Below are 15,686 nucleotides of genomic sequence, written 5' to 3'. Positions count from 1 at the left end.
TTATTTTATTTATCATCCCATCAATTTTTACAATTATCTATGTCATTTTTAAATCTTCCTTAGTTTTTATTAGTAAATAAGATGCGTTTGCCCTGCCCGAATCCCAACTTGGGATTCGGGGTTAGGGGATGAGGGCAAAACGTCTTCTTCAAAAGATTTTTTCTGAAGTTGACACCAATGAGCTTTTTCTGTGCCCCTACCGCGTGGTCTATTTACCTGAAAATAGCTGTAAGATTGCTGTAAATATGTATTGCATACCAACGCCAAGGGTAAAGCATTAAACAATCCGGTTGACAATTGTCCATACTTCCCCATCAGAGCGGACATAGGGAACGGAGATTGTCTTAAAGCCAGTAATAAAGGGCTTGTAATAAATCTGCCAATACATTGGACTCAGTTGATTGGCACAAGCCTTAAGAAAACGGACTTCTGCGGCCAGTTCACTTGCTAGTTGATTAATGCGTTGAGCATGTACCTGAGCCACTTCTTTCGCTTCCTCTAGCTGCTGCTGTTGGATAAGTTGTTTGGATTCACCTTGCCAACGCACTAACTTACCTTGTTTTTGTTTTATCTGGGCTTCCAGGGCGGCGATCGCTGCATCTATGCCTTGGAGTTCAACTGATAATTGGGCATTTTCTCTGGCTTGACGGCGGTAAGCTTCCACCATCGCCTGGGGTGAATCATTCTCGCCAGAGATGACATTATTTTTTATAGTGAGTGCAGCGCGTTCTTCTAAAAGAATCTGAATTTGAGAGTTAAGCGCCGCTATTTCAGCCTGAGTTTGCTGCATAAATCGAGTTTTAAGTGCTGAGTAAAATATTAAAAGCTTTTTGCGCCTTGGGTATCTAGAGAAAGCGATCGCACTTCGGCTGTAATTCCTTCTTCTTGCCAAGCAGCTAACATCGCCGCCTCCACAGCCTTTGAGTGTAACTTATCCGCCAAAGCTAACAGTGTCGGCCCCGCACCACTAATCACCATACCATAAGCACCAGCACTAACAGCTGCAATGTTGAGAGCATCATAACCAGGAATCAAAGCTTTCCGATAGGGCTGATGCAATCTATCTTGCAAAGCTGTCTTTAACCATTGTCCGTTACCAGTTTCCAAGCCGCGCAACAATAAGCCCAAATGGGCTGTATTGAAAATCGCATCCGCACGACTCACTTCAGTTGGAAGAACGCCCCGCGCCTTTGAAGTGGAAAGTTCAAAATTAGGAATAGCCACAACTGGTACAACATCTTTATGCCAAGGAACATCACAAATTTCCCAAGCTGCGCCACTGGTAGCAGCGAGACGACATCCTCCCAACAAAGCTGGAACTACATTATCAGGATGTCCTTCCATTGCGATCGCTAACTCCATCACCTGCGACTGAGACAGAGTTGCACCCTCAAGTTGATTAGCAGCAACCAACCCACCAACAATTGCTGTCGCCGAACTACCCAAACCCCTCGCCAACGGGACACCTAACTTTATCTCTATTTTCACAGTCGGCGGCGTCTGCTCTATATGTTGATAGAACTTGACAAACGCTTGGTAGAGGAGATTACTCTCATCAGTTTGGACTCGTTCAGCTTCGATACCAGTGACATGAATAATTAGCTCACCCTCTTCTAGGCGAGTGAACTTGAACTCGTTATACAGCTTTAATGCTGCACCGATGCAATCAAAACCAGGCCCCAAATTCGCAGTTGTGGCGGGAACGGTAACAGTGATGGTAGAAACAACAGACATTGGCAAAACTCACTAATCATCAACCAGCATCCTATGTATTGGTAGCACTCTGGGGCTAGTTTTTGATGTTCCTTAATCCAGCACTATCGCTCCCACAAAAATTATGTTTTCAACCACGGTTTTTGTCACCTTTTTAAGTAACATTACTTATTGACAAAAGCGGGATAACCTTAACCTGTTACCGATGCTTCGAGACTGTGAATGCGTAAAACTTATTATTAGACTTAAACCCGCCTGCGATGCGGCTGTAGCCAGAACCCCAGTACACTGTACCATCAACCACTGCTGCACCTGCAACTACCGATCCCCCACTGTTAAAATTCCACAGAATCTTACCAGTCTTGGCATCTAATGCATACATGTTATTCTTATCGGCTTCTGATGCCATCGAGCCAGCATATACCACTCCATTCGCTACTGTCATTGGAGCCATATCCCTTTCACCTGCTGGATCTGCTGTCTGCCAAATAATTTTGCCAGTCGCTGCATCAAGCGCACTCCATGACCCACCGTTAATAGTCTTACCTGAAGGCTCTAATGTGTACTTCTCAAATCCGTAGTTTGAAATCGCTACATAGATTTGTTGACCATCCGTAGCCGAACCCCACATTATTCCACCACCAGCACCACCAGGGCCAACAATTCGGCTCCAGACGACTTTTCCAGTATCCCGGTCAAGCGCCCAAAAGACACCACTCTTCTGACCAGCACCAAGGAGATCACGAGATTTTCCCGCATCTTTAACAGTGAAAAGCATGGGTGCCTGAGCGAAATCATAATCTAGCCCTTTGGGGTCAGGGCAATTGGAGATACCGCCAAATAAGCAGGCAACATTCCAGGCATCGTATCCCTGTAGTTTATTTGCCCACTTAATCGTGCCAGTGTCGAGATCAAGTGCCACGATCGCGTCAATATAATTATTGGGATCGTGGCATTGCGACTCATCACGAGCTGTCTGTGAAGATAGTTTTGTAATACAATTTCTTACTGTTTTAGGCACACTGTAGTTATTGCCTGTTCCTATATATACCGAATTTCGCTTTGGATCGATTGCTGGTGTGCTACCCCATACTGCTCCACCTGAATAGCCATCCGGTTGACCATAATTTTCCGGTACAGTGTAAGTTTTCCACAGAAGCTTTCCGGTATTCAAATCTACCGCCGTCATGCTTCCACGGAATGTGCAGCATGGGTACTTCGGATCGTTAGCCGCTCCTGATTCAGAAGAGGAAACTCCAACATACACACGATTGCCATAAATGCTCGGCGATTGGGTAATAATAGCATACGGGTGCTTGTCAAGTTTTGTTTTCCAGATTAGCTTCCCAGTATCTTTGTTAACTGCTATCAGGAAAGCACCTTCCTCGCTACCAATAATCACTTTATTGCCCTTAACTGCTGGACTTGTTCGTGAGACAGCTTTTGGGATACTTGGATCATTAATATAGCTGGCAATGCTATTTGCCCAAATCTGTGTACCCGTCTGTGCATCAATCTTAAAAAAATTACCGCCCCAGTCAGGCATATATACAGTTTTATCTACAACTGCTGGTGTAGCAGAGAGTTCACCACTTGCACTAAAAACCCATTTGGGAGACAAGTGTGTTACGTTCTTTGGATTGAGGTATCTCTCACCTGCTTGATAGCGAGTATTGTTTAGGTTCTGGCCACCCAAACTCCACTGATTATCCGATCTACACGGACTTTCTTTAGCACTACTGCTAATTGTTGGCATGATAAAGACTAATGCCACTGTAACAATTCCAAGCGCTTGTTTCCAGGATGAATAAGTTTTAATCACAGTCACTTAAAATTCCTCCGCTACTACTAAAAAGAATTTGCTATTACTTGACCGCACTTTTAGTTAAAAATCTCAGCTTAGTGAATAAGGACAAATATTGATCAGCCCTTAATCTGTACTTCATAGAGCATGACAGATGGGTGCTTGAGATTAAGTATTGCTACAAGCTTGAAATGTATAAAATAAGTTCATAATGTTTGAGTTATTACAAAAGTTAATATATGTAACAGGATCTCACTATAGCTAGAGGTATTTTTTCTTAATTGTGTATATCCTTGAACCTTGGAGAGAGTGATGACCACAGAAAAAACTCTAGGATGAAAGATGTTAATAAAAGTTTGAGTTCTTGATTTTAGAAGTTTTTTTCCTATGGTCAAGAGATCGCTCGAAGCATCACTCACTGGGATTCAAGAGGCTAAAAGAGCGTTTGCCCGTAAGGGGTGGACACAAGACAATCTAGCAGCAGAAGTCAACCTCAAGACTAGACAACCAATTTGGCGGTTTTTGAGTGGTCGTCCAGTTGAGCGTCATACCTTTATTGAAATTTGTTTAGTGTTGTCACTGAATTGGCGGGAGATTGCAACTAATCCTCCAGCAGAATTTTTGTCACGAGAAGAATACGCCCAGCCGACTGTACTGGATATTGATAAACTAGTGCAGAAAGTGCGATGTCTACGACGGGCTACGCCTACGCAACGCTTTGACAAAATTCAAGACCAGTGTGGTATTTTGCAGTTATTGGATATTGGCCGTCCAGTTGCGATCGATGACATATATATAGATGTGAATATTTTGGAGTCAATTGCCAGCCTTCAGTGGTTAGAGATCACTGATTTGCAAAACCTTGATCCCAAAGAATTTGACCGTATTGGCTTAGGTGAAGTTGACGAGAAACAAATACCTGGTACACAGGCAGTTGAAACATACTCCAAGCTCAGGGTGCTAGGCAAACCAGGAGTAGGTAAAACCACCTTTTTGCAACATCTTGCCATTCAATGTAACCAAAGCGCATTTGCGGCAAATCAAGTACCAGTCTTGATCACACTGAGAAACTTTGCCCAAGAGTCTAAGATTACCAACGAGTTCAGCCTATTAAACTACATCCGCCAGGAATTTATCACATCTGGAATTTCCGATCCCTCAGTCATCGAAACCTTGCTGAATGAAGGTAGGGTATTACTGTTGCTTGATGGCATGGATGAAGTTCTTAACCAACAAAGCAATCCTGTCTTAAACGAAATTCGCAGATTTTCAGAGAAGTATCACAAAAATCGGTTCGTGGCGACTTGTCGAACAGCAGCTCAAAAACTCAGACTCCGAGGCTTTACTGATGTTGAAATTGCTCCCTTTACCTTAGAACAAATCCGAGCCTTCGCTCAAAAATGGTTTGTGGCCTTTACCAAGACCAACCAAAAAGATGGTCTTGCCCACTCCGTTAAGTTCATTCAGAAGTTGGAATTAGATGAAAATTGGCAATTTCGCCAACTCGTCGTCACACCCATATTTTTGCATCTTGCCTGTTGGGTGTTTCACGGTAAAGAAAAATTTCCGACTAAGCGCACTGACTTTTATAAAGAAGGTTTAGACCTTCTATTAGGCAAATGGGATGAAGCCAGAGGCGTTGAACGGGATGACGTTTACCGAGGGTTTTTATTATCACAAAAGCTCAAGTTATTCAGTCAGATTGCCGCCGCGACATTTGAGCAGGGTCAGTACTTTTTTGAGCAACGCATCGTTGAGCAATACATTGGTGACTATATTGACAATTTAAGCAACGTGCCAATGGATGCAGAAGAACTGCAAATAGAAAGCGAAGCAGCGCTGAAGTCAATCGAGGCTCAACATGGGCTACTGGCAGAACGGGCGCGGGGAATTTTTTCCTTTTCCTATCTAGCATTTCAAGAATACTTCACAGCGAGAAAAATCGTTGCCAGCCATAACTTAGAGGCATTTGGGCAAGCGCTATCCGGTCTAGTCAGTCATATCACCGACCCCCACTGGCGCGAAATCTTCTTGTTAACCGCTACCATGCTCAGGAGTGCAGACTCTCTAGTACTGTTGATGAAGCAACAGATTGATACACTGGTTGCCCAAGACGCTTATTTACAAGAGTTTTTGACCTGGGCTAGCCAAAAATCTCGCAGTATCCCTACCCAATCAAAAGATGCGACAGTGAGAGCATTTTACCTTGCTTTGAGTCGGACTCCTCACATAGCTTCTCACTTTGCCCTAGCCAGCAGCCTCGACCAAGGGATGTTTCTGGATGCGGCATTAGATGACCTGCTGATAGAGTGTGCAATTGATGGGAGCCAAAGCGTTGCTCACATCCACGCCTGCGGAGATGCTATGAGCAACATTCTGGGTATTGTTCTGGATGTTGGACTCCATAAATCCCTGCAACAACTCTCTGACCAATTGCCAAATTCTGGTCAAAGTCAACAACGGTTTGAGCTATGGTCGCAAACGAACTATTCAGCTTGGGCTGAACAGGTAAACAAGACAGTGATTAATTATCGCAATATTAACCACGAGTGGCAGTTTAGCTCTGAGCAAGAGCAAGTGTTGCAACGCTACTATGATGCTAATCAGTTACTACTCGATTGTCTGCATAGCAATTGTGAAGTGACATCTGCTATTAGGCAAGAAATTGAAGCCACCTTATTGTTACCGATAAAGGAACTTGAGGATAGGGAATGGCAATAATTCTTTTGCTTAATTATTAAAAGAGGTTTATATTGCAAAAATCATTTTGAATAAGTTTTGTGTCGTAATTAATCAACTAATTCAGAAAATCAAACAATACTAAGTTTATAGTACATGAACAGAACCTTTTATTTAAACAATTCAAGTGATTTTCTCCTAATTTTTTGTACTTTAGTTAAAAGATGGCAATAATCTGATTATCCGTTTAGATGCAGATTCTTAGCCAAAGTAGTATCAATTGGGGGAGTTAGTTGAGTTTCGGTTTCATGCGGTATTTTGAAGAAAGCGACGACGCTGATAAAGCTTATTAAGCATAGATTTCTCCTACCCTAGTAGACACACTAGCTGTTCTTTGTTATGGGAAATAACTCTACAACACTACCTGCCCTCTATTTGGAGACTGTGAGTGCGTAGAACTGATTATTAGGTGATGCGTTTGGATCGTAGCGCCTGTAGCCGGAGCCCCAATACACCGTACCATTAACCACCGCAGCACCTGCCGCCACTGATCCCCCACTGTTAAATCTCCAGAGAATCTTACCAGTCTTTGCGTCCAATGCATACATATTATTCGCGCCTTGCCCTGATGCCATTGAGCCAGCATACACAACTCCATTGGCTACTGTCATTGGAGCCTCATCCCTAGCACCTGCTGGATCTGCCGTCTGCCAGATAATCTTGCCAGTCGCTGCGTCGAGCGCACTCCATAACCCACCTGTGGTAGTTTCACCCGATGGCTGTAGCTTGTACTCTTGAGATTCGGTGTTCAAGTTCCCGACATAAATTTGTTGACCATCCGTGGCTGAACCCCACTGTGCAAAGAGCGTGGCACCAGGACCAGCGATTTGGCTCCAGACAACATTGCCGGTATCTGGGTCAAGCGCCCAAAAGATACCACTTTTCTGCACAGCGCCAACTAAATCGCGCCGTCTTCCAGCCTTCTTAACAGTAAAGAGCATTGGTGCTTGGCTGAAATCATAATCCTCTCCCGCTGGGTCAGGGCAATTCGTCGGATCGAAGCCTGGGACGCAAGCAAGATTGAACGCATCGTACCCTTGGAACCTACTCGCCCACTTAACCGCGCCGGTATCGAGATCGAATGCCATGATCGAGTCCAGATGATTTTCAGGGTTGAGGCACTGCGACTGATCACTGGGCGTTGAGAAATTCGCGATGCAATCTTTTTCCGTCTGGGGTATATCGTAGTTATTACCTGTTGCGATGTATACCAACTTGCGCTTAGGATCGATTGCTGGTGTGCTACCCCATATTGCTACGCCTGAGTAGCCACCTGGCTGACCACCGTTGTCCGGTATGGTGTAAGTCTTCCACAAAATCTCTCCGGTGGTCAAATCGACCGCCGTCATGCTGCCACGGAAGGTGCAGCATTTGTAATTTGGATCTGCGCTAGGATTTCCCTCCTCCAATGAGGCAACCCCAACGTATATACGGTTGCCATAAATAGCCGGCGACTGAGTGATGATGGCGTCTGGATGATCGTCAAGTTTTGTCTTCCAGATTAGCTCTCCCGTATTTTTGTTAATTGTCATCAGGAAAGCACCTTCTTGACTACCGATAATCACTTTGTTCCCCTTGACCGCTGGACTTGTACGCGAAACTGCTTTTGGGATACTTGGGTCGCTGATGTAGTTGGCAATACGATTTGACCAAATCTGTGTACCCGTCTGTGCATCGATCTTGAACAAGTTACCGCCCCAGTCAGGCAAGTATACAGCTCCATCTACTACCGCTGGTGTCGCCGAGATGTCGCCGCCGGTTGTAAAAACCCATTTGGGGGACAAGTTCGCCACGTTCGCTGGACTGAGGTATTTTTCAGTTGCTTGATAGCGGGTATTGTTTAGATTTTGACCACCCAAGCTCCACTCACTTTTTATATTGGCACCACTGCCAATCGTCGGCACGATCAGGATCGATGCCACTGTAACGATTATGACCGCCAGTTTCCAAAATGAATAACTTCTAGTCAGCATTACCAAGTTCCACTGCTACTACTAAAGACAATCTGTTATGGCTCTCCTGTACTTTTGGTGAAAAAGCCATATTATGAATTCTAAATTGATGCCGATCGGCAATGTTGTCGTCCCGATCGGCTAATGACCGTTTTTTTGCTGTTCACTTTTCAAGTTAGTAGAGCCGTGATTGAATTAGTGTATAAACTGAATAAGTAAGATACAAAACTTATCTCCGACTGACATAGGATTGCTCGTCGATAGTGGCAGACGCTACAACAACCATTGGGTCAGAGGATGAACCAGGTAGCGGATCGAGAACGCCTCCCACGCCGACAATGAATAGTGGGAGCGCGGTCAGACTCAGCCAACCGAGCTGTTGTAGCCCACGGACGTAACCCTGACGACGGTTCCGAGTACTGATGATTGCGGGGCTAACCCAGGACCGACCGAGAATGTATGCGCCGAACATCAGGAGGGCGTAAGCCTGGAATTCGATGAGTGCCGTCAGCGAGTGCGGGATCAGTCCCACCGCTGCGATCGCGGTGGCCGGGGCTAGGGCGTGTTTTCAAACTAGGGACTTCCAGAAAATAAACTATTCCATTATCAATAATGATAATCATTTTAAAGGGGAATGAAGTGGCTGCCGTAGGCAGCCACTTCATTCCCCTTTTGTAGTAATTTAAATAATGACGCTTATTTTTGAGTGTGGTAACTGATGGCCATAGTATTAACTGATTCTCTCAAAAAGTTGTTGATTGAAACTGCATTTCAATTAAAAGGTACAATAAAACGCAAATTTATGGCACAGACAGTTCAGGGCTTAGGTCTAGGAGGGCAAAGGCTTGCACAATCAGAATTAGGATGGAATCGAGATACTATTAGGAATGTTTAAGAGAATTAGAAAGTGGTATTACTTGTGTTGATAACATGAGTGGCAAAGGGCGTTATAAAGCAGAAGAACACTTGCCAAATCTTTTAGAAGATATAAAAAATATAGTAGATTCGCAAAGTCAAACTGATCCTAGTTTTAAAAGTCAAAGACTATATAGCAGACTTAGTGCAGCCGAAGTCAGAAAGCAATTAATTGAAAAATATGGTTATAGTGATGAAAATTTACATACATCAGAAACAATTCGAGTCAAATTAAATAATTTAGGTTACAAGCTCAGAAGGGTAAAGAAAATTCAACCTCAAAAAAATCCCACAAACTGATGCAATCTTTGAGCAATTAGACATAATAAATCAAGATGCAGATGAAGATAAGAATGTTTTACGTCTAAGCATGGACGGAAAAGCCCGCGTTAAGATTGGCTCATTTGACCGAGGAGGTAAAAGCCGCGATGGGGCGAAAGCTGATGACCATGATTATAATCCAAAAACAACTGTAACTCCCTATGGTATATTTCTTCCAGAGCTTGATGAGCTATTTTTATACTTTACAGAATCGAAAGTTACAAGCGATTTTATTGTTGATATTTTAGAGGATTTTTGGCTAGAACAAAAGCATCGTTTTTCTGATATTCAAACCCTACTTCTCAATCAAGATAATGGGCCGCAGAATAGTTCACGTCGTACCCAATTTATGAAACGTATAGTAGAGTTTGCCCACAAACATCAAGTAAACATACGTTTAGCTTACTACCCTCCATATCATAGTAAATATAATCCGATAGAAAGGACATGGGCAATACTAGAGAATCATTGGAATGGCAGCATTTTAGATGAAGTGGAGACGGCTTTAAAGTTTGCTAGTACTATGAAATGGAAAGGTTCTCATCCAGTAGTTAAGCTAGTACACGAAACTTATGAGAATGGGGTAAAGCTTACAAAAAAAGCTATGGCTCAAATTGAAAAACAGATTGACAGGCTAACCGATTCTACTCATGAAGTTTTCCCAAATTTAGGTAATTGGTTTATTGATATTTATTGTAGTAAAACAAAAGTTATTTGATTTTAATAACAGCATTTATTTAGCTACAAAACATACTAATTTTACACTGTTTAACTTCAAAGCAGACTACAAGTGTATAGATTCTTCATGCATACATGAGGGGGAGAAAAGGGGTTGCCCTCGGCAACCCCTTTTCTCCCCCCTAAAATGATTATCATTCTTGAGAAAACCTGTCTCTTGTTTTTCTTGGAATAATTTATTCTTTGGAAGTCCCTAAGTTGTTGTAAAAATTGGAAATGATAAAAACCTCTATCAAGTAAAATCAGAGTTTTAGCAGGCAGTAAATTTAATAATGCTGCTTCAAAATTAGTGTCCGAAGCTGCGGGATTAGTGTGAAACCAAACTTCGATAGGTAAGCGAGTTAACAAATCAATAACTGTACAAATCTTACCAGCTAGTTGACCTGCTTTCAAGTCTTCCAGGCTTTTTAGCTTGCGGAACAAAGCCTAAGACAGTAGAACCATCAGCTATCCAAATTCGTTCAAAATTACAGAGTGCAAATTTAACACTATCTGGCAATGGGAGCTTTTGTCTTTGTTGCCAATTCTGTTGTAATTGAGGTAGTAAATCTTTAAAGACACGTTCAAATAATTCAGATGGGAAAACTAAAAATCTTTCTGACAGCGATTGTTGGGTAACTTTGGTAATTTGACACCATAAGAAACCTTCTCATGCTAACAAACGATTTAACTCTTGAACGCCAGGAACTTGTCGCCACAATAAGGTTAAAACTGCTGCCACCATTAACGATAAATTAAGAATCCTGTCTCGACATCCTAATTGCTTATAAGCTTCACAAGCAAATTTATCTTGTGATAACTTTTTCAACTCCTGAGCAGCTTTTGACTCTGCCTTGATAATTTTCTGTGAGAGTTTACCCAGGTCTGATTCTCTTCTATCTTGGCTTTGTACTACCAACCATCTTTGTTCTATTTCTGCGTAAGTGACTGTTTTTGTAGCAAATCTGTATCCTGGCAAATTACTATCAATAAATTCCGATTCTGGTAATGTTGATATTAATGATTGTGCTGATTTAATAGTTAATGGCACTCGAGATAGCCAGCGTAAAGCTGACATCAATTTCAGATTTGATTCTGTATATAAAGCGCAGTCTACAACTATGAGACTATTAACTTCTATTTGTTTTTGATACTCAACTGCTATTTGACCAAAGCATGATGAGTCGGACTGGTTTCCTGATACCAATTTCAAAAATATTGGTATGTCTCCATCCCCTGAACATATTAGTTCTATGATAAATTGTTTTAAATCTGGTCTGTGGTCACGGGAATAACCGTAGGTGATGGTAATTTCTTTTGGTGATTTTACTTCTAATTCTTTTAAATCTTGGTTATTTCCTACTTTTTGATTCTCAAATATTACTTCTGGTAATCTGGTATTATATTGCCCATGTACGTGCATTGATGACGAATCTAGGTGTGATGTTAACAGGGATATGTTAAATTTTTTAACCGTATTTAAGGCGATTTTTAAAAATATTGTATCTAGCCCTTTTATAAATAGTTTATCCATGACTCTCCCCAGTTTATCATCATTTAGATACTCTGGTTTTACTCCTGGTCCTATTAAATGCTCACAGGCTATTGTTTTAAAATATTGGGGAAACATATATAGTGGCTTCGATACAAATCCTAAGCCGTTCAATATCATAGCTTTTACTACATGACCAGGACTGACTTTTTCTCCTTTTTCCTCTCCTATTAATTCATTTATTGTTTCTACTAATCCTATCGCATCTATGATTCCTGCTATTATCCCTAAATGGTCTATGTTCTGAATTTCAATGTCTTTGGTATTCAAAATCACAACAGTATTCTCCACGTCTTCTGTTGCAATTCTCTCATTTATCTTTTTATGATCAATTAATTTTTTTCACTATAGATTCTGTCTTCATCACAAAACTTTATTTTCTGACCAGTCAAGAGGTTTAATGCCATTTCTTATCATTAAGCCTCTTGACTTTTGAATTCAACTTAGTTCTTGTGTACTACTTTGCCCGCTTTTTGTTGATGTGTGACAGTTAGGGTGCGGAAGGTGGGTTTTAAACCAAACTGTTAGCGAAAATCGTATGTCTCCAGCGACGGAAAAATTATCGGATCGGTAAAGTCACAGTTCGATTTCAGGCATCTTGCCTCCTAAGTTCTAGATTTAGCTAATTGAGTCTGACCCCAGCCTAGAGCCACCAAGCCGATCGCCGCTATCCACCCCACGGTCAATCCTTGCAGAAACCCAACGGTGGCACTGACAACCAGCACCACTTGCACCACCAGATAGTCTCTCAGCGATAACTTAAACCCAGCTATAACGACCCACTCGATCAGCAGCGACAAACCCAAAAACAGCAGCAAACCGCCCAGAACAAGCTTAGGACAGTAGGAGAGCAGCGAAACCCCTAGTGTGGAGACTACTAGGAATACTCCCGCATCAATTAATGTGGCTAACCGATTGCTTCCCATCTTATGTGCCAACATCGATTTGCTGAGGGAATGGAAGCTGAGAATGCCGCCAAATAGCCCAATCGCCAGATTACCTATCCCGGCGATCGTCAGTTCTCGGTTGATGTCAATCTTCTGCTGTGTCACCAGCTTGAGAGAACTCACATTCATCAACAGCGAGATTGCCGCCGTCACACCTACGGTTGCCAGACACATCCACTGAGCCGCGATCGCGCTCCAGTGTACCTGCCATAGATTAAGAAAGTGAGAGTGCGAGCTATGAGCCTTTGGAGTGGCAGCAATGTTTAATATCCACCCCTGATTACTAGCTTGCGCCGCAGATGTGCCACTGAGCGAGAGCAGAATGTAGAACAGGGCGATCGAGCCAACCAAACTTGCAGAGAGAATTAGGGGATGCGACCGAAGATGAGAAATCAGCAGCAGATAAAGTGCCAGTAGCAGTCCGGGTAGCCACTCCATCAAGACGTGAGCTTGCAGCAAGACGGGCAGTTGAGCTAGTTCGAGCGGGTGATCGGTCATCAGCTTGAACGCACCTTTGACCAGCAGCCAACCCGTGCTGGCAATAAAGCCACCGATGACAGCATTGGGCATCGATCGCACCAGTTTTCCTAGCCGCAGCCAACCTAACAGCAGCAAAAATGCACCCGTGAGTAAAGACGTTAACGCGATCGTGGCTAATGCGGTCATCCACACTTCAATGGCGGATGTGGTAGGCGGCAGGCTCTTAACGATCGCTCCGACGCTCCAAGCAAGAATTGCAGTGGGAACAGTGCTTAAGTCAGCCACCATACCCGGCAAGGAACTGGTTAGGGCAACTAGGATGCGGGTTGAGGCGGCACTAAACAGGACTAGCCCAATTCCCGGAGACAGATGTGAAGACAAACTGCCAGAAAAGATCAGCACCGCGTAGGAAAGATCGAAGAGTACGCCGATCGCCCCAGTTGTTAAACCAACCGTTAGGTTAGGCAGTAAGCGAGTGGGATGCAGTTCGTGGTACAGTTGGGGCAGCAGATGTTGTTTTACCCAATCAGTCTTGCTATTTAGCAGGTTCATGGGGAAAGCTCCTGATTTGAGTCGAAGTAGAATGGGATGAAGCAAGACGGGGCGATCACCCCCTGCATTTATGCATGGGGTAGTTCAGGTCTTGGAGACATGGCTCGTAAGGGTATCTTACCCCCGCTCATTCCTGCTATTTATTAACTATTTAGTCCTGGGTAACCCATCGTGCAACCAACCACTCACGAACGTTATCTGATTCTTTGACCCAAATTATTGAAAGTTTGGGTCGAGTTGTTTCTAGATTCTTCATCAAGGAAGTCTTACAGAAAGTCTCAAATGATACGGCTCGCTGCTGAAGAGATTCCAACTCACTAACACTGTAGAGTAGCATATTATATTTTCCTTAAACGAGGTTTAATCTAGCAGTGATAAAATACCTCACACACTCTTGTTACAGTTTTACGGGTTTTTTAGCTAGCCAAAGTTTTTATTGGTTGAACAGAGCGGCTTCGGGGCATACAAAGTACACCTATTACAAATGACATGTATATAATGCAGTGATGAGAAGGTAACACAGGCCGCTGTGTCTTCATTTCTGATTAGAACTTTCGCTACTTGCGGAGTCCTTGAATGCCAAGCGCCTATAATGCTATGGCAATCTTTACTCTTATGTAAACAATGATACTAAAGATTACCCTAATTGCTCCTGTACCTTATGGTACATATTTGGGAATTGTAGAAGGAGCAACATCACACCACCAACTAGCAATTTGCGGAAACCCTTGATTTACCTTTGTTTCATTGACGAAATGTAAGAGATGCAATCAATGAAAACATTCCCAAAAATAGCATTTACAGCACTTCCGGCAGCTATGAGGTACATCCTAAAAGCTGAAAGCGATGATAGGAGAGGGGGAAGGAGAAAACTATATTGCATAATAGCTGGAAGCGCTGTATGGACAGTTTCGTCGCTCCTTCAGATAACTCAGTTAAAATACGTTTTAATTACAGTTTATAATTGCGATAAAAAACTGCAATATAATTGCATCAATTTAGTAGTGAAAGTATTACTACGAGGACTAAGGAGAAATTATTTTCCAAAGCAATGATCTTTTAAAAAAGGTTTAAATAGTGTGTGAATTGTATAACTTCTACTAAAACGTTCCAATGGTAGAGGTTATATTGCGAGAAATTTGTAACTATTAAATGTGCAGTAAAAGAAACTCAAGCTGAGACATTCATTGGCTTAGAGATGCTCCTCAGTAAACTTCATAGATATCAACAAGCGTAAAAATTATTTCTTGACGGCTCCTGATTACGCAAACAATTAATTAACATGAGTAATTTAATGACACATCTCTCTGGTTTTTTGGCTCTCGCCTCAGCATCATTGCAGATCACACAACTACCGCAGGTCAGTACGATCTGATCGAAGGCTACTTCCTTCCTAGTAGACAAATACCCCTCCATCGCCACACACGCTATTCTGAACAAATCTATGTACTGTCCGGGGAGTTTACGGTTTGGGCAGGTGAGAACAAAGCTCTGTTGAGCCCTGGTGAAAGCTTCCTGATTCCTACTGCCACACCCCCCACCGTCGCCGTGCTTAACGATCAGCCAGCTCGCGTGTTGGTCGTTGCTGCGCCAAGTGGCTTTGCTCGGCTGATCGCAGCAGTCGGTACACTTGATGAGAAAGAAACACCGGATATGGAACTGTTTGAACGTATTTGCCTTGAGATCGGCGACGAAATTCAAAATCCGCACAAGTAAAGCGCCCCATGCCAAACCTGTACTCCCTGCCGTGCTGGGAACCGATCTGGCTGGGGTCATTGAAGCAGTTGGACAAAATGTCACCGCGTTTAAAGTCGGTGATCAGGTCTACGGACTGACGGGTGGAGTCGGTGGACTGCAAGGTTCACTCGCTGAATTTGCCGCAGTTGATCCCGATCTACTGGCAAAAAAACCAACCAACCTCAGTATGCGTGAATTCCGATCAAAAGTTCTAGCCGAGCGGGTGTGATCGCTCGTCTGACCACTCACTCAACAAA

General features: G+C 43.0%; 10 protein-coding genes and 3 pseudogenes. 4 read left to right on the top strand and 9 right to left on the bottom strand.

From position 1 onward, the window contains the following. Positions 1-69: 69 nt before the first annotated feature. The 4 genes from V7K27_RS22255 to V7K27_RS22240 all read right to left on the bottom strand — a co-directional run bounded on the left by V7K27_RS22255 (position 70) and on the right by V7K27_RS22240 (position 3,541). Positions 70-297, bottom strand: coding sequence for a hypothetical protein (locus tag V7K27_RS22255; protein ID WP_334950245.1), 228 nt, complete (start codon positions 295-297; stop codon positions 70-72). Further along, a complete protein-coding gene (locus V7K27_RS22250; protein WP_334950244.1) occupies positions 278-790 on the bottom strand; it encodes a hypothetical protein in 513 nt (170 codons plus the stop codon). Before V7K27_RS22250 ends, V7K27_RS22255 begins: the two co-directional genes overlap by 20 nt. A 29-nt stretch (positions 791-819) precedes the next feature. Beyond that, positions 820-1,734: a homoserine kinase gene (gene thrB / locus V7K27_RS22245; protein WP_334950243.1), complete on the bottom strand. Its 915-nt coding sequence runs from the start codon at positions 1,732-1,734 to the stop codon at positions 820-822. A 178-nt stretch (positions 1,735-1,912) separates the two neighbouring features. Beyond that, a complete protein-coding gene (locus V7K27_RS22240) occupies positions 1,913-3,541 on the bottom strand; it encodes an outer membrane protein assembly factor BamB family protein (RefSeq protein ID WP_334950242.1) in 1,629 nt (542 codons plus the stop codon). Positions 3,542-3,904: 363 nt separating this feature from the next. On the opposite strand from V7K27_RS22240, the gene V7K27_RS22235 reads away from it, so the two are divergent. Then, positions 3,905-6,238 carry an NACHT domain-containing protein gene (locus V7K27_RS22235; RefSeq protein ID WP_334950241.1) on the top strand — a complete coding sequence of 778 codons (2,334 nt, stop codon included), beginning with the start codon at positions 3,905-3,907 and terminating at the stop codon, positions 6,236-6,238. A gap of 389 nt (positions 6,239-6,627) precedes the next feature. On the opposite strand, the gene V7K27_RS22230 is transcribed toward V7K27_RS22235, so the two are convergent. Together V7K27_RS22230 and V7K27_RS22225 are read right to left on the bottom strand one after the other, a co-directional pair. Further along, the gene (locus V7K27_RS22230) at positions 6,628-8,229 is read right to left on the bottom strand and encodes an outer membrane protein assembly factor BamB family protein (protein WP_334950240.1); all 1,602 of its coding nucleotides are present in this window, start codon (positions 8,227-8,229) and stop codon (positions 6,628-6,630) included. A gap of 208 nt (positions 8,230-8,437) precedes the next feature. Beyond that, positions 8,438-8,680, bottom strand: a complete 243-nt coding sequence (locus V7K27_RS22225; protein ID WP_334950239.1) for a hypothetical protein — start codon at positions 8,678-8,680, stop codon at positions 8,438-8,440. 252 nt (positions 8,681-8,932) lie between these two features. Between V7K27_RS22225 and V7K27_RS22220 the strand changes: the two are divergent. After that, positions 8,933-10,162 (top strand): annotated as a pseudogene (locus V7K27_RS22220) (ISAzo13 family transposase). A 173-nt stretch (positions 10,163-10,335) separates the two neighbouring features. On the opposite strand, the pseudogene V7K27_RS22215 reads toward V7K27_RS22220, so the two are convergent. The 3 genes and pseudogenes from V7K27_RS22215 to V7K27_RS22205 form a co-directional block, all read right to left on the bottom strand. Then, positions 10,336-10,951: pseudogene (locus V7K27_RS22215) on the bottom strand (IS4 family transposase); the annotation flags it as partial. After that, a pseudogene (locus tag V7K27_RS22210) lies at positions 10,952-11,986 on the bottom strand (IS1634 family transposase); the annotation flags it as partial. Positions 11,987-12,318: 332 nt separating this feature from the next. Further along, positions 12,319-13,692 carry a SulP family inorganic anion transporter gene (locus V7K27_RS22205; RefSeq protein ID WP_334950238.1) on the bottom strand — a complete coding sequence of 458 codons (1,374 nt, stop codon included), beginning with the start codon at positions 13,690-13,692 and terminating at the stop codon, positions 12,319-12,321. A gap of 1,332 nt (positions 13,693-15,024) precedes the next feature. Between V7K27_RS22205 and V7K27_RS22200 the strand changes: the two genes are divergently transcribed. Together V7K27_RS22200 and V7K27_RS22195 are read left to right on the top strand one after the other, a co-directional pair. Further along, positions 15,025-15,408, top strand: a complete 384-nt coding sequence (locus tag V7K27_RS22200) for a cupin domain-containing protein (protein WP_334950248.1) — start codon at positions 15,025-15,027, stop codon at positions 15,406-15,408. Beyond that, positions 15,356-15,658 carry an alcohol dehydrogenase catalytic domain-containing protein gene (locus tag V7K27_RS22195; protein WP_334950237.1) on the top strand — a complete coding sequence of 101 codons (303 nt, stop codon included), beginning with the start codon at positions 15,356-15,358 and terminating at the stop codon, positions 15,656-15,658. Before V7K27_RS22200 ends, V7K27_RS22195 begins: the two co-directional genes overlap by 53 nt. The last annotated feature ends 28 nt before the right edge of the window (positions 15,659-15,686 follow it).

The organism is Nostoc sp. (assembly GCF_036919575.1).
GTDB lineage: Bacteria > Cyanobacteriota > Cyanobacteriia > Cyanobacteriales > Nostocaceae > Nostoc.
The sequence above is the reverse complement of the archived record's forward strand: the minus strand, read 5'-3'. Positions and strand labels throughout refer to the sequence as shown.

Bases quoted from the DNA above. Each gene is read 5' to 3' on its own strand.
- V7K27_RS22250 (WP_334950244.1), bottom strand. From the start codon at position 790: ATGCAGCAAACTCAGGCTGAAATAGCGGCGCTTAACTCTCAAATTCAG.
- thrB (WP_334950243.1), bottom strand. From the start codon at position 1,734: ATGTCTGTTGTTTCTACCATCACTGTTACCGTTCCCGCCACAACTGCG.
- V7K27_RS22235 (WP_334950241.1), top strand. From the start codon at position 3,905: ATGGTCAAGAGATCGCTCGAAGCATCACTCACTGGGATTCAAGAGGCT.
- V7K27_RS22230 (WP_334950240.1), bottom strand. From the start codon at position 8,229: ATGCTGACTAGAAGTTATTCATTTTGGAAACTGGCGGTCATAATCGTT.
- V7K27_RS22225 (WP_334950239.1), bottom strand. From the start codon at position 8,680: ATGTTCGGCGCATACATTCTCGGTCGGTCCTGGGTTAGCCCCGCAATC.
- V7K27_RS22205 (WP_334950238.1), bottom strand. From the start codon at position 13,692: ATGAACCTGCTAAATAGCAAGACTGATTGGGTAAAACAACATCTGCTG.